The sequence below is a fragment of the Kordia sp. E genome (assembly GCF_056033805.1).
In genome coordinates this window covers 352,779-372,765 of record NZ_JBRASR010000002.1, presented here as the reverse complement: position 1 = coordinate 372,765, position 19,987 = coordinate 352,779, and the positions used below count along the sequence as shown (strand labels likewise).

The window sequence follows — 19,987 nt, the reverse complement described above, 5'->3', positions numbered from 1 at the left end:
ATATGGTACAAATATACAAAAGTACATGGATTATAGAAGTAGACTTACGTATTTGTACGTTGTTTTAACCATTTGATAACAAAAGTGTTAATGTGTAAATGTAAAAAACACCTTCGATGAGAAGGCGTTTTTTATATTTTTTGTTTTTTTAGATTCATAGGTTACTGTACTGTCCAACCTGCTCCCCAAGTTGCATAGTCAGTTCCAGTTCCGTTTCCGTCACCAGAAATCCAGTCAGCATCTGCAAACGTTACTCCTGTATCATTTTTTACTTTTAAAGTGATGTCTGTGAATAAGATATTAGTTACAGTAGTTTCTCCTGCTGTAACTCCAGCTCCTGTTGGGCTATCAGTTGCATTTCCATCTAAGTCAAAACCTTCTCCGTATCCTTCTAAAGAAACGTTTGTGAAAGTAGCTCTAGTTCCAGCTCTTAAACGAATTGCTTCGCTACTTGTCCCTGAACCTAAACCTACAATTGTAAGATTGTTTACTGTTGGAGCAGAGAAATAGATAGGGCTTGAGTTGTTTCCGATATCAGTGTTAAAACCATCAGCTTCAATTCCTTTATCATGATCAGCTCCGTGCTTTACGTAAGCATTTGTGATTGTTCCAGTGTATCCTTCTGTCCAGTCGATAGAATCATCTTGTGCATTTACAACAGAAATGTAATCAGCATTTACTGTTCCACCAAAGAATTCAAATCCATCATCTTTTCCTTCAAATACTTGAACGTATTCAACTGTAGTTGCGTTTCCAACACCGTAGAAAGAAACACCGTTGTTTTCTGATTGTCCGTCAGCAGATCCTCCTGAGTACTGAACACGAACATAACGTAAGATTCCTGAGTTATCATCAGCAGTTGTTCCACCGTAAGGTAAACTAGCAATTTCTGAAGTTGCAGTAGCATTTCCAGCAACAGAGTTGATAGGTGCACTACCTAAGATAATTAATCCTCCCCAATCTCCAGCAGCTGGTGCAGAAGCGTTTGAAGTAAATACAATAGGACAGTCAGCGGTTCCTTGTGCGTCAATTTTAGCTCCTTGAGCGATAGCTATATATACATCAGATCCGGCTGCTAATGCTTCAATTGTCATACATGGAGGAATTGTTAATGTAGTTCCTGACTCCATGATTAATGATCCATTTATAACATAGTTGTTGTTAGCGTCTAATGTTAAATCTTCAGTATATGTTCCTGATAAAAAGATAGTTTGACCATCTGTACTTCCTCCTCCAGTTGTTGTGTTGTTTGTAACACTGTTATCAGTAATGTTGATGTCAGCAGTGTCATCTGTTGCACATGAAGTTAAAGCTAAAGCTCCTAAAAGTGCAAGTCCAAATATTAAGCGATTTTTCATTGTGTTTTTGTTTTAATTGTATTTCTTAATTGTGTTTGTTAAAATTTATATTTTAGTTGTAATCCGATATTTCTTCCTCTGTCAAATCCAGAAACACCTTTCCCGTTGGTAGACGTTACTAAAACATCTCCACTACTTGTTTCACGAACAAATTTGATGTCCGGGTTTAAAAGATTTTTTATGCTGAAGTTTACTTCAAATTTGTCTGTAATTTTATTCTTTAAGATGAAGTCTAATGTTGGAACAGCTTTTTCGATAATGTTTCCTAATTGACCAGATCCTAAAGCATCGATTCTATCTGAGAAGTACGAGAATACTAAGTTTCCTGTTGGTTTGTAGCTTCCAAATGTAGGAGAGTAGCTTACATCAGCATTTACAATAATTGGAGATGCTCCTTGTAATTCTTCTTTATCGTTTCTGAAGTTTACACTGTATGTTCCTTGAATTACATCAAATAAATCTTGTTCTGTGTGCATTAATGTAGTGTTTAACCCAGCAGAAAGTAATGTTTCTTCGTCCTCGTTTTGTAATAAGTTTTTTCTAAACTCTACTTCAACTCCAAATACTCTTGCTTCTTCACCTGTTCTAAAGTAACGTTGTGTTCCTGTAGCATCAAAAGCAACTACTCGGTTTACAGGATCTGAAATTTGCTTCGCGAAACCAGATACAGAGAAAATTTCTCCTTTACCGAAAAACCACTCATATTTTAAATCAAGGTTGATTACGTTAGAGTATGATACATCACTTACGTTGATGAAATCAGGATTACTTGATCCTAATAAATCAGGGTTACCACCAATTCTGTTGGTTACATCAATGTATACAAAAGGAGCAGTTTCTTTAAATTCAGGTAATGAAACTGTTCTACTTGCAGAGAAACGTAAGTTTTGCTCTTCTGTTAATGCGTATCTTACATTTAAACTTGGTAATACGAAGTTTTCATAAGCACTTGCAGTAGCATTTCCGTTGTTTCCTAAGTTGATTACATCATAGTCAATACTTTGATCGAATGATTCAATTCTAACTCCAGGAACGATTAACCATTTTCCAGTTTTGATTTCAGCATCTGCATAACCAGCAAATAAGTCTAAGTTTCCTTTGTATGTGTTTTCGGCAGATCCAGGTCTGTTTGTGTTAGTCAACCCAGGAAATGTATTGATGACTTTGATTTCGTAAATTCCACCAGAAGTTAAATTTAAGTTTGCAGGCGTAAATACACTATTTAAGCCATTTACATCAGTAATTGCATAATCTGAATCGATGATGTCATATCCGTAACGAATGTTTTCAAAATTACGTTCTTTACTTCTTGCGTTGTAACCGAAATTTAATTTGAAGTTTTCATTAGCTTCGTATGTTAAGTTTAAACGACCATTAAATTCCGTATCATCAATATCTTGGAAATAACGTTGATTGTCATAATCTACATTGCTGAAAAATGTTGGATTTGTCGTAGGATCATTATCTAAAGCAAATTGATAGTTTTCAATACTAATACGCTTTCTGTCTGGCTGCTTCGCATATACTACGTTGTAACCTGCTGCCCAATCCAATTCAAATTTACCAGATTTATGATTACCAATTAATTGATTTACATAAACTTGATTTTGATCAAATTGTGCATTCATTTGATAAAAACCTTCATCAGTATTTAAAATGGCATCTCTATTTCTACCTTTTCCATCAATACCAAAGTATCCAACTTCATTTGTAGAACTATTAATGAATAAAGAATTAAATTTTATTTTGTTATTGTCATCAATTTTATAATTAAGAGATCCCATAGCAGTTGTAGTAGTACTGTACTCAAATTCTTCTGCATCTTGGAAAGCTTTCTTTTCAACAGTAGTAAAGTCGGTTGCTTCACCTCTTCTGTATTCGTATCCATTCTCAAAAGAAACTGTTCCAAATACACTTAAACGAGAACCATTTTCAAAATTGAATGATTTTCCTCCAGAAATTCCAAAAGCTATATTAATTGGAGTACTTACATCTTCTGGATCAACTCCATGCGATAAAACGACAGCAAAAGGATTTTGGTTATGACGAGCATAATCTCCAAAGAATCCAGAACCTTCACTTACGACAAAGTTTTCTCCGATAGCATTAGTATTTACACTTGTTCCAACGAAAGCATCTAAATATGTTTTTCCTTTAAAATCTTTCGAGTCAATATTTACATTACCAGCAGCAAAATCTCCGTATTGTTTAGAAGAGAATGCTTTACTAATAGAAACGTTCTCAATAACATCAGAAGCAAATAAACTTAATTCAATGTTCTTTTTGTTGATATCGTTTGCAGGTAATGGCAATCCGTTAAAAGTTGTATTTAAGTAACGATCACCCAATCCACGTACATATACGTTACTTGAACCCTCTTGCTTAGAAACTCCAGAAATTTTAGTTACCGCACCAGCAGCATCACTTACTCCTTTTCTAGCCAATTCCTCAGCACCAATACTTTGTTTAATGTCAACAGCTTTCTTTTGTTCTAATAACAAAGCAGCTTCTGACACTTTACGAGTTGTTGCTTTAATGACAACAGCATCTAAGCTTGCAGCATTTGCACTTAAAATAATGTCAACTGTTGTAATTTTCCCTGGATTTACCACCACATTCGGAACTTCTGTTGTTTCGTATCCAACAAAACTAAATACCAATGTATATGTTCCCGGTTCTACATTTTGAATTTGGTATAAACCGTCAAAATCAGAAGTTGTTCCTTTGGTGGTTCCTTTAATAGAAATATTAGCAAACGGTAAAGGATCATTATTAACTTCTTTATCTTGCACTTTTCCGGCAATAGTTCCGTTTTGTGCATACCCTAAAAAGCAAGTAATTAATAGGAGAATCGTAAATGTAATTTTTTGTGTCATCTAGGTTTTTATTTCTCAGGCAAAGAAATGCGAGGTATGTAAAGATGGTGTTACTTGCAGGTTAAAACTTTGTAATATGTATGTTAGCTTATTGTTATCATATTAAAAGACTGTTAACTGCTTTCAAATTTTAATTTTATCTTTACTTTTGAAGAGGTAAAAAAACAGTTATTATTGTTTAATGTAAACAAAATCAACTGCTTAAATCTAAACAACACACAAATGAAAAAAAAGGATATTAAAATATTATTGGTTGATGATGAACCAGATATACTCGAAATTGTAGGATACAATTTATCATCAGAAGGATATCAAATCTCAACAGCAACTAATGGTGTGGAAGCAATTTCGAAAGCAAAAAAAGTAAAACCTCATTTAATCATTATGGATGTAATGATGCCAGAAATGGACGGAATCGAAGCTTGTGAAAACATTAGAAAAGATACGAATCTTACAAATACAATAATTACATTTTTAACAGCACGCGGAGAAGATTATTCACAAGTAGCTGGGTTTGATGCTGGCGCGGATGATTACATCACAAAGCCTATCAAACCAAAAGTATTGGTGAGTAAAGTAAAGGCATTATTACGTAGACTTAAAAAAGACGAAGAAAATGCTCAAATTTTCACTGTTGGTAATATTGTCATCAATAGAGAGGAATACAAAATTGTAAAAGATGGTACAGAAATCATCTTACCAAGAAAAGAGTTTGAACTTTTATCATTATTAGCTTCACGACCAGGAAAAGTATTCAAACGAGAAGAAATACTAGATAAAGTATGGGGAAATGAAGTGATTGTTGGTGGACGAACCATTGATGTTCACATTCGTAAATTAAGAGAAAAGATTGGCGAAAATCATTTCAAAACTGTAAAAGGAGTAGGCTACAAATACGTAGAATAATAGATGGCTAGAAAACTAAAAAGATCCTATAAGTTTGCCTTACGATCTTCTTTATATATTACCTTATTCGTAACAACTGTAGTTGTTGCGTTACTCTATGGTTTCGGTGTTTTTCATTTTGCAATGCCAATCATATTTATGAGTATATGTTTCGCGTTTTGCTTTTTTATCATTCAATTTAGAGTAGAGCGTTTTATTTACAGGCGTGTAAAACGAATTTATGATGATGTAACATTATTAGATGTGAGTGATTTCCAAAACTATCCAATCACCACAGATATGGAAACGTTGACGAAAGAAATTGAAAAATTTGCTACGAATAAGAAACTCGAAATAGAAACCTTAAAAATTCGAGAAAACTACAGGAAAGAGTTTATTGGAAACGTTTCTCATGAATTAAAAACACCATTATTTACCGTACAAGGCTATATATTAACATTGCTTGATGGTGCAATGGATGATAAAAACATTCGTAAAAAATATCTAAATCGTGCTGAAAAAGGTGTAGAGCGATTAATCTATATTGTGAAAGATTTAGATATGATTACCAAGCTTGAAACTGGAGATTTGAATCTTGATGCGGAAGAATTTGATATTATTGAATTGGTACAAAGTGTATTTGACTTATTAGAAATGAAAGCAGCCAAAAAGCAAATTTCATTAGCGTTTGATATGAATTATGCAAACCCAATTATGGTTTCTGCCGATAAAGAACGTATTCAGCAAGTATTGACGAACCTTGTTGTAAACTCCATCAAATACGGTCGTGAAAACGGAACTACTGAAATCAGTATTGAAAATCTTATTCGTAACAAAGTTATTGTGCGTGTTACGGACAATGGAGAAGGAATAGAACAAGAAAACATACCGCGATTGTTTGAACGTTTTTATCGTGTTGATAAAAGCGGCTCGCGTAGAGAAGGCGGTTCTGGTTTAGGGCTTTCTATCGTAAAGCATATTATTGAAGCTCACAACGAAAAAATATATGTAGAAAGTGAATACGATGTTGGTTCAGAGTTTTCATTTACCTTGGAAAAGTTGGAATAAACTTTCATAATTTTCTTCATAATTAAAACTACTCAGCCCTTTAAAATCTGCTACACTCGCTAGTTGATCAATAGAAAAATCATCTTGTGTGGCAGTTGGGACCAATTGTTGTTTTTGTAAACGCTCCGCTAAATATTCTTGTTCAAATTGTCCTGGTGTTGGAATAAAAAAGGCTTTCTTTCCAAGTTTTGCCAAATCCATTACAGTTGTATATCCTGATCTGCTTAATACAATTGCACTTTCGTTAAATGCTTTTTCGAGTTGTTCACTTTGCATAAAATTATGTACTTCACAATTCAAAAATTGAAAACTTTCTTGTTTGGCTTCAATCTTTCCACGAACAAAAATTACGTTGCCGTTAAAAAGTTTCACTTCTTCAAACAATTTATTTTCTAGCATGGTGCGTTGTGGCTCTGGACCTGATAAAATCACCATTAAATCATATGCAATTGGTGATTCTTGCGGATGCAAACGACTTAATGGACCAATATATTTTAAGGATAAAGAATCGTTTTTAACATGTCCTAATTTCCCTGAAAGATTTGGTTTTCCTTCAACGTCAGGAACCCAACATTCATTAAATTTCTTTATAATTAATTGATGAATTTTGCTGCTAAACCATGTTGTTTTTCCGCTCAATACATTTAGCTGATGCGTAATAAAAACAGAAGGCACTTTTTTGCTGTAGACACCTAAACGATTATCTGAAATGATTCCGCAAAAATCGCGCTCTTTCATTAACTTTTTTATAATCTTCTTCTCTTTTGAAATCGCTTTTAGCATTTTAGGAGAATCTTTTAGCATTTTCAACTTAAAATTCTTTCCTTTTTTAGCATATTCAATCTTGTAATCGGGTAATGTGATTGTTTCTAAATCAGGAAATTCTTTCTGTAACAATTGCAGTGCAATTCCATCGGAAGCGAGTACAGGTGTAAAATTATGTGCAAGCAACGCACGAATGATAGGAATGCATCGTGTAGCGTGTCCTAAACCCCAATTTAATGGCGCTACAAGAATAGTTTTGGAATTCTTCATAAAATCAAAGATAAGAATATTAGAAGGTCTGCAAGATTTCCTTAGTTTTGTCAAAATATTAAGAAAACATTGTGGGAAGTAAAAACAAACTCAAACGCTTTAGAGAAAACGATACATTTTCAAATGTAATTCAGCCTACGCGTGAAGAAATTGTAGCAAACGAATTTCCATTTAAAGGAAAATGGAATACAGATTTTTTCAAAAATGATGCGCCAATTGTATTAGAATTAGGTTGTGGAAAAGGAGAATACACGGTTGCATTAGCTAAAAAGTTTCCAGAAAAAAACTTTGTTGGAATTGACATCAAAGGAGCACGATTTTGGCGTGGCGCTAAAACTGCAGTTGAAGACGAAATGAACAATGTTGGTTTTATTAGAACACAAATAGAACTACTAGAAGGTTTATTTGCTGAAAATGAAGTTTCTGAAATTTGGATTACTTTTCCTGATCCACAAATAAAATACAAGCGTACCAAGCATAGAATGACAAACGAATCGTTTTTGGCTAGGTATAAAAAAGTATTAAATGCAGAAGGTACTGTACATTTAAAAACAGATAGCGAATTTATGCATGGATATACACTTGGACTCTTACATGGTGCAGGACACGAGGTATTATATGCAAATCATGATGTGTATAAAAATGAAGGAAGTCCTGAAGAAGTGACCGAAGTTCAAACATTTTATGAGTTACAATATTTGGAAGTAAACAAACCTATTACTTATATTCACTTCAAAATTAAGTAATGACTGATTTCATTATTCTCTTTTTTATCACTTTTTCGGCTGCACTTTTGGGTGTTGTGCCGCCAGGGTTGATTAATATTACTGCGGCGAAAATAAGCACGCAAAAAGGGAAAATGAATGGTATTATCTTTTCTGTTGGAGCGGCTGTAATTGTACTTCTTCAAGCGTTTATAGCGGTGTTAATCTCAAAATACCTTTATAAAAATAGAGAAGTTATAGATACGCTACTCAAAGTAGCGTTGGTTATTTTTGGATTGCTTGGAATTTATTTTTTCATTATCGCAAAAAAGAAAAAAGAAAAGACGATCCGAATGGTAAAAGTGAGTAAAAAAAGCAGCTTTTTCAAAGGAATCTTTTTGGCTACATTAAATGTATTGCCAATTCCATACTTCGCCGGGTTAAATGCTTTATGGAATGTTTCAGGCTTAATGGAGTTTACCGTTGCTTACATTGCTGTGTTTGTATTAGCGGCAGGTTTAGGAACATTTGCTATGTTATATATGTATGTTTTTTACTTTGACAAATCACAATCGAGTTCAGGAAAATTTTCAAAACATTCAGATTATATTTTAAGTATTTTAATGCTCGTTTTGGTCATTATAACGCTCATTCGTATCTTTTTTAAATCATAAAAAGCAATAGATGAAACCTGAAAATCAAAACTTCTTTGAACGTGTATATGATGTTGCACGATTAATTCCATACGGACGTGTTACAAGTTATGGAGCTATTGCAAAATATTTGGGCGCAGCAAGAAGTGCGCGCATGGTTGGTTGGGCAATGAATAGTTCTGGGAAGCATGAAGATGTACATGCGCATCGTGTGGTAAATAAAAAAGGATTATTGACAGGGAAGCATCATTTTCAAGGAACAAACTTAATGCAACAACTATTAGAAAGTGAAGGTGTTGAGGTTATTGATAATCAAATTCAAAACATGGATACTTACTTTTGGGATCCTGCTAAAGAGTTATAAAAAAGAAATCCCTCAAAAACTTACTTAAAAGCTTCCAAGGGATTCTCAAATTTAAAGAATAACAATTATTTTTTAAACATCTGTAAGTTCACATTCTGTTACAACAAGACTAACAGTATCACATGCATTTGAACCTACTGGATCAACAGAAAATGTTCCTCCTTCAAAAGGATTAGTTCTTCCAGTTGAGAGACAAGTGTCTCCTTCAATTGTTTCAGTTGGGTCTGGACAAGTGTGTGTACCTCCTCCACCGTTAACTGTTTGTAAGTTTCTCAATGATACAACACGTATCTTGTTTAGGTTTAATTTTTTCATTTTTTTCATAATACAATATTTGTTTTAATTAAGGGATTTATTCTGTAGTAAATATATGGGTTTTACATGTCTCCTAATTCACATTCTGTTATAACAGCACTGCAAGTATTTGTAGCTAGTGGATCAACAGAAAATGTTCCTCCTTCAAAAGGATTAGTTCGTCCAGTTGAGTGACAATTGTCTGGATCAAATGATGTAGATGGATCTTGACAAGTGTTTGTGCCTGGACAATCAATAGCTGTTACTCCGCCTTTAACTATTTGTAAGTTTCTTAATGAAACAATACGCATCTTGTTTAGGTTTAACTTTTTCATTTTTTTCATAAAATATTTGTTTTAATTAAGGGAATTATTCTGGAGCAAACATATAGTCTTTGTAGGTTTTACGCAAGCAAAGTGAGTCGATATTCATGAATTTACGCCGCATTTTGGGCTTGTTGATTCAGTTTTTTAATAAAGTATGAAGGGTAAATTCCATTGATCTTTTTAAATGATTTTGAGAAGGCTTCAGACGATTTATACCCTACATCTTTGGCAATGGATTTTATCGTATATAAACGAAACTTAGAATCTTCTTTTAAACGTTCAGTAGCATAATCAATTCGTAATTCTGAAAGATATTCAGGAAACTTTTTCTGTCTAAAATCGTTAATTATGATAGACGCATATGAAGCATTCGTGCCCATCTTTTTAGCAAGCCAAGCAATGGTGCAATTTTGATCTAAGAAGACCTCTTGTTTCTCCAGTTTTTGAAGTTTTTGTAATAACTCTTGTGCTTTTTCTTCAGGAATTAATTTTTTACGATCAATCTTTTTTGCTTTTGCAACGGTTTTTAATTTCTTAACACCTGTAGGTTTGTTGAGTAAAGCTTCAAATCGTTTTTGATTTTGACGTGCTTTATATCGAAAAAATCCAAAAAGAAACAAAATAATCAATATTAAAAAAAAGATGATGACTTTTGTACTACTTAGCATTTGTTTCTGATCATCTGATTCTTGAGATAATTTTTCAATCTTTGTTTTTAGATTCTTTAAATTGAAATCTTCATAAATAGTACTAACAATGTCAATTTTTTCATCATCATTTTTAGTATCTACTGCAATAAATTTTTTAAAGTTTTCTTTAGATTTTTCATCATTGCCTAATTGATCGTAAGCATTTGCTAGCAATGCATAATATTCTTGAATTTCATAAGATTTAAATTCATTTGCGTTTACTAGAGAATCTATTTTATTTAAATATGAAATCGCTTTGGAATACTTTTTTAAACCATAGTAGGTTCTTCCTTTGTGTAAATAAATATATGGGATCAAATCTTTAAGATGCAATGAATCCGAAAGCTTTGTTGAAGATTCTAAGTAGGGAAGTGCTTCTTCAAACTTTTTTTCCAGTGAATATACATTTCCTATCCCTGCTAGTGTATATGCAGCTTGTACTAGATACTTATCTTTGGAAAGTTCATATGATTCATCATATATTATATGCGCTGAGTCATATTTTCGGAAATCAGTATATGTTCTTCCTAATCCATTAAGCGTTTCAGCTTTAGCTTTTTTATAATCTCCAAGACCTAATTTTTGTAAAGAATCATATGCTTTAAGATTAGAAAGTATTATTTTTTTCGCATCTTTTTTATCACCCGAATCTAGCTTCACTAAAGCAATATTATAAATTACAGAAAGTTCAACTTCATAATTCCCTTGCTCTTTAACGATGTCGTAATCTTTAAAATAGAACTTTAAAGCTTCATCATATTCATTAAGTAAAAAATGAGCATTTCCTTTATTTCTATATAATATTGAAAGAATAAAATCTTTAAAATTTTGTTGTTCCGCAATTTCAATTGCAGTATCTATATATTCAATAGAACCTTTATAATCTCCAATGGATTTTGATATATGAGAGAAGTAATTATTTGCTCGTACGATGTCCATTAAACTATTTTGACGCTCAGCTCTTTCTAAAAGGGTATTTACATATACAACAGATGGTATATATAGCGTTGAGTCAATAATTTGTGACTTTATAATTTTATGTAACTCACCACTCGACTTTACTTTTAAAGAATCAGGAATTGTAGAAAAGTCCTTTAATTGCGCAAAAGAAATAGTACAAAATAATAGCAAGACTAACGTTAGGGGAAATCGTAAAGGTTTTTTCATATGCATATTAAAATAACGAGACGAAATATACTATATTTTAACATTATATATAATTACATAGAATGTTAAAATAAGAATCGTAACTATTTCGCATCAAAATATATGCCTTAGATTACTTTTGTGTTAAAAAAATTAACATTTTTAAATTTTCTTCAAGAAAATATCTAAATTCTTGAAAATTAAATCAATAGTGGGAGTTGGTAGTTATTAATTTTTTACAATTTTTTTGACTAAAGTAGCGCCAGATGCTGTATTAACTTTTACAAAATACGTTCCTGAGGTTAGTTTCTCGGTTGCAATCTCAATAGTGTTTTGAGTGTTTGCGTATGAAGTCTGTTGAATTAGTCTTCCAGAAATATCATAGATTTTTACAGTTTCAACCATTTCTTCCGTTTTAATGACTAATACATTTTCAACAGGATTTGGATACATTTCAAAATTAGCATACTCAATGTCAGTTTCGCTCAATGTATCTTCAATGAGTGTAATAGCGGTATTTGTTTCAATTGGAAAATTGTAATCGAAATAAATTTCTGCTTTATTTTCAAAGGTGTCATCAATGACTAATGTTGGCAATGTTTTAATTTTAAATGTAATAAAACCATCATTTGTAGCGTCATCAAAAGGCAGATTGATACTCTCAAAAATGAATTCAACCGTATTTGTATTCTTAATTCTTGTAGCTACTTCATGACTAGCGTTCGTAACAACTATAGAACTTACATCAAACATAGCTGTATTGATAATATCTTTTACCACAACATTAATTGCGTTTGCCGTTCCTGTGTTTTCAAAACGAATCATATAATCTATATACTTTCCAACCAAATCTATAGTAACTTCAGTTCCTTGCAAGCAATTTTTGTCGTTTGGATCAAAAGAATTTACAACAAGCTGTGAAAGCGTGAATGTATTGTCATCCATTGTTTCATCAGCAACAACAGGTGTAATTGTTGTTTCAAATGCTAATACATCATCCGCATTTAAAGGAAATGATGGATCTGTTGGCGGATTTAAATTCATCGTAACTATAATTTCACGTGATTCAAAAGGAGCTAAGTTGGTATAATTCCATTGCAATGAATTTACTGCTTGCGTCGCAACTGCCGGATTTGAAGTGACTAAATCCATGAAATCGTCTTCAAATACTAAATTTATAGCGCCTGATAAAGTTGTGTTTCCTTTGTTTTTATAAATCAATTTATAATTGCTGTCAAAACCTGGTCTGGCAATATTTAACGGAATTAATATAATATCAAGATCATTATGAGTTCCATTTGGAGTAATGCAAAAATCTTGTATAAACGGACTGGTATCTGTTGGAAAATCTACAGTAATACTTGCTGGAGTCACTGTAAAATAGCTTGGACTTTCTAAAACAGGCGTTATGGTGTATACATCATCATCAGAAACATGAAAAGCATACGAACCATCGTTCAAAGAAGTAATAGTTTCTGTTTCGTTACTACTGTCTGTAATATTCAAATTTAAGTATTGGTATGGACTATCATTTGTATCACAACCATTTCCATTCGCATCAAAACGAACAGTTCCCTCAATAGTGTTGTAGCTTCCGCCAGGCGTAAAAGAACAATACGTGTTTACGGCGATACTAGGACTAGATGGCATTTCGTGAATTTCAAACTCATCTGCACAAATATATTCAAGAGGATTTCCGTAATATTTAAATTCATTAAAAGTTTCACCATATAAAGTGGTAGAGAAAAAGGTGTTTCCATTTTTCACAAATAACTGTGTTATTTGATTATCATGACAATCTAAATACGTTAAATTAGGGTTCTGAGAAATATCAATAGTCGTTAGCGCATTATCAGCACAACTCAATCGTCTTAAATTGGGAACTGAACTTGCATCAAATGTATCAATTCCGGTATTGTTACATCTTAAAAACTGTAAGGATGTATTTTGCGATACATCGATGGTGTTTAATGGGTTATCATCACAGTATAAAATAGATAAGCTTGTTCCTTGCGCAGCAGTATCAAGTGAACTTAATAGGTTTCCATTACAATTCAAATACCAAAGATTTGGATTTTGAGAAAGATCTAAACTTGTAATCTGATTTGGTGATTGATTAGATGTGTATATAGGATAATTAGAATAACGAAAGTATATTCCGCAATTTAACTCCTCTAAATTAGGAAGTTGTGTTACATCGAGTGATGTTAAATTACTATTTGCACAGTGTAGTTCTTTTAGGTTAGTATTACTTCCAAGAACAAGCGCATCCATCGCGGCATAAGAACAATTTACATATTCTAACAATGGATTATTACTTAAGTCTAATGTTTTGAATGTATTTCGATTTAAATTAGTACTGATTGGATCATTTGAAACTCCAAGATTTCCACAGTTAAGGCGTTTTAAGTTAGGATTGTTAGACAGTATCAGCGTGTTTAGTAAATTTCCGGAACAATTTAATTCTTCTAGGAGTGTATTTTGACTCACATCTAGCGTTCCTAATCTGTTTCCTGAGACGTGTAATTCTTTCAAATTGACTAAAGGGTTTACATCTAAGTAGAGGACATAAGTTGAGTTATAAGAGTTTGAACTGTCTATAATAGGACCACAACTTAATGTTTCCAAGTTTATAAAATTATCCAACCCTTTAATAATTGGGCTTTTTATAGTCAAACTCGTCACGCTTTCAGCTTCAGTAATTTGTATTTCACCATCGTTATTGGTGTCGATATTATTTCGTGCAATAATATCATTTCTTAATTCTGGAGAAAGGCTTGTTACTATTGGTGCACCATTTGGCGTTATACAAAAATCATGCACAACTGTAGTTCCATCTGCTGGAAGGTTTACCGTAACACTTGCTGTAGAAATTGAATAATAATTTGTATTTGGAATGGTTGGTGTAATCGTATACGTGCCTGCTTTTCCGATAAATTCATAATTTCCGAATTTATCTGTGTAAATTTTCACTTCATCGCTACCGTTTGAAACGGTATATTCAACTTCAGGTAAAAAACCATCGCCAGCATCGCAACCATCAAGATTTGTATCTAATGTATTTTTTCCTTGAATTGTATAGTAGATAGTTACTGGTGTTGGTGGGCAATCTGTATCAAAGGTTATTCCAGTATATCCTGCATTAGAAGCTAAATTTTGAAGATTTTCTAGTTCATTAGCATCACAACAAATAGATTCAATCGTGCTTACAAGCGTAAAATTATTTGTATTTCCATCTTTTATGTTTATGGAAGTAAGAGGATTGCCACTATAACCTATATGCGAAGAAATGTTATTATGGCTAATATCCAAAGAGGTAAGTTGGTTTTGACCGCAGGAAAGTCTTGTTAGGTTTGTTAAATTTGAAAGGTCTAACTCTGTAAGCTGATTTTCATAGCAAAGTAAATCTTCCAGTTGGGTCAAATTTCCTACATCTAGCCATGTTAAACTTCGTCCATCTAAGTCTAGTTCTTTTAAATTAACTAAATGGTTTACATAATAGTTAGGGCTATTTGAAGCACCAGACCAATGACTAAACTTTTCCAAACTAAGGAGTCCAGTTATATCAAATTTATTAGGATTTTGAAGACTTGCTTCTATAGTTTTTAAATTTGCTAAGCCAGAAAGGTTTATTTCTCCAGAAAAATTTGACAAGGAAAGGTCTTGTAAATTTGTTAGTGTTCTCAAATCTATATTTTCAGCATCAGTTCCATGTGTTGAAGAACCAATATTTAAATTTGTTAGGTTTATAAAATGTTCAATACCTTGAAAAGTTCTGGCAGAGATAAAATTTGCGTTTAAGCTTGTAAGCGTACTTGCTTCGGAAAGTTGAATTTCACCATCATTGTTAACATCAATACCAGTGTTTAAAATAGCAGCTTTAAGTCTTGAATCTCCAATATTTGCAATTTGTGAATGCGAAATGTATGCACATAACAAAAATGTACAAAGTAGGTAAAAGTTCTTCATTTGTAGGTCGAGATTAAATTACTGGGGGAAAACACGAAGTAAAGTAATTAAAAAAAGAAATGAAAAGAATTTATTTAATTTTCGACAAAACACAAGGAAATTTAAGACATAGCTGTTGTGAAAATCAATCATAGTAAGATTGTATTGCACCATCAATCATTTCAATACAACAGCTTCTAATTCTTAACATTTCGCAGTATATTTGCAATTTAGAATCAATTTATATTATTGATAAAAATAAAACTACGTGAAAATAGAAAAGAAAGATATACAAGCAGCTTTGAGTACTATTACCGTTCCTGGTGAAGGTGCAAATATGATTGCTAGTGGAGCAGTTAGAAACATCATGACATTTGCAGATGAAATTGTAGTAGATATTGTCATTACAAATCCAGCTATGCAAGCTCGAAAAAAAGTAGAATCGGATATCACTTCTGTACTGCGCGAAAAAGTATATGCTGATGCGAAAGTAAAAGTAAATATCAAAGTAGAAGCGCCTGAAAAGCCACAAATAAAAGGAAAGCAATTGCCAAATATTAAAAATATTGTTGCAGTAGCTTCTGGAAAAGGTGGTGTAGGGAAATCTACAGTAACGGCAAATATTGCAGTTACCTTAGCAAAAATGGGCTTCAATGTAGGTGTATTAGATGCTGATATTTATGGACCTTCAATGCCAATAATGTTTGATGTAGAAGGAGAAAAACCATTAGCTGTAAAAGTTGACAATGTTTCTAAAATGAAACCTGTAGAAAGCTATGGCGTAAAAATTCTCTCTATTGGATTCTTTACAAAACCAAATCAAGCAGTTGTTTGGCGTGGACCAATGGCGAGCAAAGCATTAAATCAAATGATTTTTGATGCCGCTTGGGGCGAATTAGATTTCTTATTACTAGATCTTCCTCCTGGAACAGGAGACATTCACTTAAGCATTATGCAATCGTTACCATTAACAGGAGCTGTTGTGGTAAGCACACCACAAAATGTTGCCTTAGCTGATGCTAAAAAAGGAGTTGCAATGTTCCAACAAGAAAGTATAAACGTTCCTGTATTGGGAATTATAGAAAATATGGCGTATTTTACTCCTGAAGAGTTGCCAGATAACAAATATTACATCTTTGGAAAAGAAGGTGCTAAGAACTTAGCAAAAGATATTGATGTACCATTTTTAGGAGAAATTCCATTAATACAAAGTATTCGTGAAGCTGGTGATGTCGGAAGACCTGCAGCAATGCAAACAGCAACATTAATAGAAGCTGCTTTTGAAGAGTTGACACGAAATGTTGTACAAGAAGTTGTAAATAGAAATGAAAGTTTACCAGCAACGGAAGTTATCAAGATAACAACAATGGCTGGATGTTCAGCAGTAAAAAAATAATACATAAAAAACACGCAGATGACAAGCGAAGAAATAAAAAATAACGTACAGAAAGCATTGGATGAAATTCGTCCTTTTCTTCAAAGTGATGGCGGCGATATAAAACTTGTTGGCATTGAAAATGATAATACGTTGGTGAAAGTTCAGTTAGAAGGAGCTTGCGTCGGATGTAGTGTGAATCAAATGACACTAAAGTCAGGTGTTGAAATGACCATCAAAAAACATGTGCCTCAAATTGAAAAAGTAATCAATGTTGAGTAACTGACAAATGTCATAAAAAGACACATACGTGCACATTATTTTTATATCAGATTATATTAAAGAAAAATGATTAAAACCGATATACTCATTATTGGAGCTGGTCCTACTGGACTATTTACAGTTTTTGAAGCAGGATTATTAAAATTAAAATGTCACTTAATAGACGCATTGCCACAACCAGGTGGACAATGCTCTGAAATATATCCAAAAAAACCTATCTACGATATTCCAGGATATCCTGAAGTATTAGCAGGTGATTTGGTAGACAATTTAATGAAGCAAATTGAGCCGTTTGAACCTTCTTTTACATTAGGTGAACGTGCACAAACCATTGAAAAATTAGACGATGGAACTTTCATCGTTACTACAAATAAAGGGACAAAACATCATGCACCAATTGTTGCCATTGCTGGCGGATTGGGGAGTTTTGAACCACGAAAACCACCTATTCAAGATTTAGCAAACTACGAAGACAAAGGTGTAGAATATATTATTCGCGATCCAGAAATCTATAGAGACAAAAAAGTTGTCATTGCTGGTGGCGGAGATTCTGCCTTAGATTGGAGTATCTTTTTAGCAGATGTTGCTTCGGAAGTAACGTTGGTTCACAGAAGAAATGAATTTCGTGGTGCGTTAGATTCTGTTGAAAAAGTACAAGAATTGAAGAATATTGGAAAAATCAACCTAATTACACCTGCAGAAATAAAAGGAATTTATGGAGAAGAACATGTAACAGGAGTTGAGGTTGCTAAAAAAGGTGAAGAGTCATTTACCTTAGAAACAGATCATTTTATTCCACTATTCGGATTGGCGCCAAAACTTGGTCCAATTGGAGATTGGGGATTAGAAATAGAGAAAAACGCAATCAAGGTTGATAATACATTAGACTATCAAACCAACATTCCTGGTATCTATGCAATTGGAGATGTAAATACATACCCAGGAAAGTTAAAATTGATTCTTTGCGGATTTCACGAAGCTACATTAATGTGTCAAAGTGCATATCAACGTATATTTCCAGACAAAAAATATGTTATGAAATACACAACAGTTAGTGGAGTTGATGGTTTTGACGGAACACGAAAAGAAGCACCAAAAGCAGTAGTGAAAGCAATCAACTAGAGTTAAATTTTCAATCAAAGAAAATAGTTTCTCGATAGCTTATCCTTTTTCTGAAGTGTAGAAAAGGTTTTGCGTTAAGAATTTTTGAAGCCTTGGAAAAAATTTAGCAAAACATTTTCGGTTTTAGTTTTCCAGCGAGAAAACTAAAAATACCTGCCAGAAAAATGCCTTTTCTTTTGTTTCGTTTTCTTTGGGCAAACAAAGAAAATGAAAATTAATAGTTATACATTTACATTAAAGTAAAATAAAATATCATGTCACAAGTAGACATCAACATAAAAATAACAGACAGAGAAGGCGTTGTACACGAAGTACAAGCGCCAACAGACATGGCAATGAACCTTATGGAAATTGTACGTTCGTACGAATTAGCGCCTGAAGGAACTATTGGTATTTGTGGCGGAATGGCCATGTGTGCTTCTTGTCAATGTTATGTGAAATCTGAGCATGAATTACCAGAAATGAGCGTTGATGAAGACATGATGCTTGCAGAAGCGTTTCACGTAGAAGATAATAGCCGTTTAGGTTGCCAAATTCAAATGACACCAGAAATGGACGGTTTGGAAGTGGAGTTAGCGCCGGAGAGTTAGATTTGTTTTAACTTTAGAAATATACTTTTTCACATAATTCAATCACCTCTGGACATTTTACGACAATTGATTCATTTATATTTGATTTTGAAAACCAAACCAGTCGATATTCTTTTTGATGTTTATACTTATTAAGTTTTAAAAAAAGTTCCATTCCACCAGTAATATTCATAAATATTTTTTTTGAATTAGGATCATTATGAAAATCTAAGTTTTGAAACATTTTATTTGCCTTGATTTCGTTGTCCATAAAGTGAACTCTTGATTTCACATAATTACAATGCCCTTCGAGACCATTATTAACAAAGGGTAATTTTTTTGATAACTCTAATCCAAAAAGTGTAGGATTATTAATTCTAATTGCACACTTACCTTTGAAATCAGATTTAACTTTTTCTGTTAACTCTGTTGTTGTTGACATAATATAAGCGTTTAAGCCTGATTCATATACTACAGCTTTTACATTCCCTTTTTCATCAGTCCCACCGACAGTCGCATTTCCTTCATTTTTATCGCCTTGCATCTCATCTTCATAATTTCTAAAGTTGTTAAAACAACTTAGCATAATTTCTCCATTTTTAAAGAAGTTCTCCATCCATCTAATATCATCAAATATTCTGAATACTGGTTCTCTTTTTATATGCCAATCTAGTTGATTTGATAAAGATTGAGGTGAATAATAGATCATTATAAATTCTTTTATCTTCAAAGTTAGATTTTTATTCAAAACCAACAATAAAAGAAAGAAAAAACTTATAATTTAAATCACTTCTCCAACGTCAATTTCTGAACAACATCCAACAAATTATGAACATACGCAGAAGCTTCCAACTCTACCATATCTTTTTGTACGCAATACGTTCCTAAATAATGTACTTTTTTTAAAGCATCAAAATAATCATGAATTTCATGTGAATCTAGTAATGTTAATAGTTCTTTTTGTGCTTCCGTAAGTGTGAATTTTTCGTTTGCTAGCATGTTTCAGTAAACTGTAAATAAGTATCTATTTTTCGATATATAAATATCGAGATTCTAATTTTTACAGGTGTTCGGGATAGCGAACACATTGATAGTCAGTGTGTAAAATGATTTGGATTAGTTTTGGATTTTCATGAAAAATGAAGTATTGATTACAGTTTTTAATATATAAAACATGATTTGCTATCAAGCAACAAAATAAACTAATCATTACAATTGACAAAAAACGGGTAGTTTGAAACTTGTTTTTGTCTGTGTTCAGAAATAATGAATGTGAACCGGAATTGCAAAGCG

General features: G+C 32.7%; 18 protein-coding genes. 9 read left to right on the top strand and 9 right to left on the bottom strand.

Annotated features, from left to right (window positions below; translation table 11 throughout):
- Positions 1–161: 161 nt before the first annotated feature.
- The gene (locus ACUUYC_RS04570; protein WP_474264290.1) at positions 162–1,358 is read right to left on the bottom strand and encodes a multidrug transporter; all 1,197 of its coding nucleotides are present in this window, start codon (positions 1,356–1,358) and stop codon (positions 162–164) included.
- Between the two features lie 38 nt (positions 1,359–1,396).
- A complete protein-coding gene (locus tag ACUUYC_RS04565) occupies positions 1,397–4,234 on the bottom strand; it encodes a TonB-dependent receptor (protein ID WP_474264289.1) in 2,838 nt (945 codons plus the stop codon).
- Positions 4,235–4,456: 222 nt separating this feature from the next.
- Here ACUUYC_RS04565 and ACUUYC_RS04560 point away from each other — a divergent pair, with 222 nt between their 5' ends.
- Together ACUUYC_RS04560 and ACUUYC_RS04555 are read left to right on the top strand one after the other, a co-directional pair.
- Entirely contained in the window at positions 4,457–5,140 is a 684-nt protein-coding gene (locus tag ACUUYC_RS04560) for a response regulator transcription factor (RefSeq protein ID WP_474264288.1), read from the top strand.
- A 3-nt stretch (positions 5,141–5,143) separates the two neighbouring features.
- Positions 5,144–6,187 carry a sensor histidine kinase gene (locus ACUUYC_RS04555; RefSeq protein ID WP_474264287.1) on the top strand — a complete coding sequence of 348 codons (1,044 nt, stop codon included), beginning with the start codon at positions 5,144–5,146 and terminating at the stop codon, positions 6,185–6,187.
- Here ACUUYC_RS04555 and ACUUYC_RS04550 read toward each other — a convergent pair.
- Positions 6,161–7,222 (bottom strand): glycosyltransferase, encoded by a 1,062-nt coding sequence (locus ACUUYC_RS04550; protein ID WP_474264286.1) that lies wholly within the window; start codon positions 7,220–7,222, stop codon positions 6,161–6,163. The two genes, ACUUYC_RS04555 and ACUUYC_RS04550, sit on opposite strands and share 27 nt — an antisense overlap.
- Before the next feature lie 71 nt (positions 7,223–7,293).
- On the opposite strand from ACUUYC_RS04550, the gene trmB reads away from it, so the two are divergent.
- From trmB to ACUUYC_RS04535, 3 genes are read left to right on the top strand one after another with little or no spacing between them, the layout of a single operon-like run.
- Positions 7,294–7,968, top strand: coding sequence for a tRNA (guanosine(46)-N7)-methyltransferase TrmB (trmB, locus tag ACUUYC_RS04545; RefSeq protein WP_474264285.1), 675 nt, complete (start codon positions 7,294–7,296; stop codon positions 7,966–7,968).
- Positions 7,968–8,600, top strand: coding sequence for a lysine transporter LysE (locus ACUUYC_RS04540; RefSeq protein WP_474264283.1), 633 nt, complete (start codon positions 7,968–7,970; stop codon positions 8,598–8,600). The genes trmB and ACUUYC_RS04540 overlap by 1 nt, the downstream gene beginning before the upstream one ends.
- A 10-nt stretch (positions 8,601–8,610) precedes the next feature.
- A complete protein-coding gene (locus tag ACUUYC_RS04535; RefSeq protein WP_474264281.1) occupies positions 8,611–8,943 on the top strand; it encodes an MGMT family protein in 333 nt (110 codons plus the stop codon).
- Positions 8,944–9,015: 72 nt separating this feature from the next.
- Here ACUUYC_RS04535 and ACUUYC_RS04530 read toward each other — a convergent pair whose 3' ends face one another.
- The 4 genes from ACUUYC_RS04530 to ACUUYC_RS04515 all read right to left on the bottom strand — a co-directional run bounded on the left by ACUUYC_RS04530 (position 9,016) and on the right by ACUUYC_RS04515 (position 15,367).
- Positions 9,016–9,267, bottom strand: coding sequence for a hypothetical protein (locus ACUUYC_RS04530; RefSeq protein ID WP_474264279.1), 252 nt, complete (start codon positions 9,265–9,267; stop codon positions 9,016–9,018).
- Positions 9,268–9,320: 53 nt separating this feature from the next.
- Entirely contained in the window at positions 9,321–9,581 is a 261-nt protein-coding gene (locus ACUUYC_RS04525) for a TIGR04149 family rSAM-modified RiPP (protein ID WP_474264277.1), read from the bottom strand.
- A 92-nt stretch (positions 9,582–9,673) separates the two neighbouring features.
- Positions 9,674–11,419: a helix-turn-helix domain-containing protein gene (locus ACUUYC_RS04520; RefSeq protein WP_474264275.1), complete on the bottom strand. Its 1,746-nt coding sequence runs from the start codon at positions 11,417–11,419 to the stop codon at positions 9,674–9,676.
- A 207-nt stretch (positions 11,420–11,626) separates the two neighbouring features.
- Positions 11,627–15,367 (bottom strand): DUF7619 domain-containing protein, encoded by a 3,741-nt coding sequence (locus ACUUYC_RS04515; protein ID WP_474264273.1) that lies wholly within the window; start codon positions 15,365–15,367, stop codon positions 11,627–11,629.
- A 247-nt stretch (positions 15,368–15,614) separates the two neighbouring features.
- Here ACUUYC_RS04515 and ACUUYC_RS04510 point away from each other — a divergent pair, with 247 nt between their 5' ends.
- The 4 genes from ACUUYC_RS04510 to ACUUYC_RS04495 all read left to right on the top strand — a co-directional run bounded on the left by ACUUYC_RS04510 (position 15,615) and on the right by ACUUYC_RS04495 (position 18,715).
- Complete coding sequence (locus tag ACUUYC_RS04510) at positions 15,615–16,742, top strand: Mrp/NBP35 family ATP-binding protein (protein ID WP_474264271.1); 1,128 nt, start codon at positions 15,615–15,617, stop codon at positions 16,740–16,742.
- Positions 16,743–16,760: 18 nt separating this feature from the next.
- Positions 16,761–17,003, top strand: coding sequence for a NifU family protein (locus ACUUYC_RS04505; RefSeq protein WP_474264269.1), 243 nt, complete (start codon positions 16,761–16,763; stop codon positions 17,001–17,003).
- Positions 17,004–17,069: 66 nt separating this feature from the next.
- On the top strand, positions 17,070–18,125 hold the full coding sequence (locus tag ACUUYC_RS04500) for an NAD(P)/FAD-dependent oxidoreductase (protein ID WP_474264267.1): 1,056 nt from the start codon (positions 17,070–17,072) through the stop codon (positions 18,123–18,125).
- A gap of 254 nt (positions 18,126–18,379) precedes the next feature.
- On the top strand, positions 18,380–18,715 hold the full coding sequence (locus tag ACUUYC_RS04495) for a 2Fe-2S iron-sulfur cluster-binding family protein (RefSeq protein WP_474264265.1): 336 nt from the start codon (positions 18,380–18,382) through the stop codon (positions 18,713–18,715).
- 13 nt (positions 18,716–18,728) lie between these two features.
- On the opposite strand, the gene ACUUYC_RS04490 is transcribed toward ACUUYC_RS04495, so the two are convergent.
- Both ACUUYC_RS04490 and ACUUYC_RS04485 read right to left on the bottom strand, forming a co-directional pair.
- On the bottom strand, positions 18,729–19,424 hold the full coding sequence (locus ACUUYC_RS04490; RefSeq protein ID WP_474264263.1) for a hypothetical protein: 696 nt from the start codon (positions 19,422–19,424) through the stop codon (positions 18,729–18,731).
- Between the two features lie 56 nt (positions 19,425–19,480).
- Positions 19,481–19,693, bottom strand: coding sequence for a hypothetical protein (locus tag ACUUYC_RS04485; protein WP_474264261.1), 213 nt, complete (start codon positions 19,691–19,693; stop codon positions 19,481–19,483).
- Between the last annotated feature and the right edge of the window lie 294 nt (positions 19,694–19,987).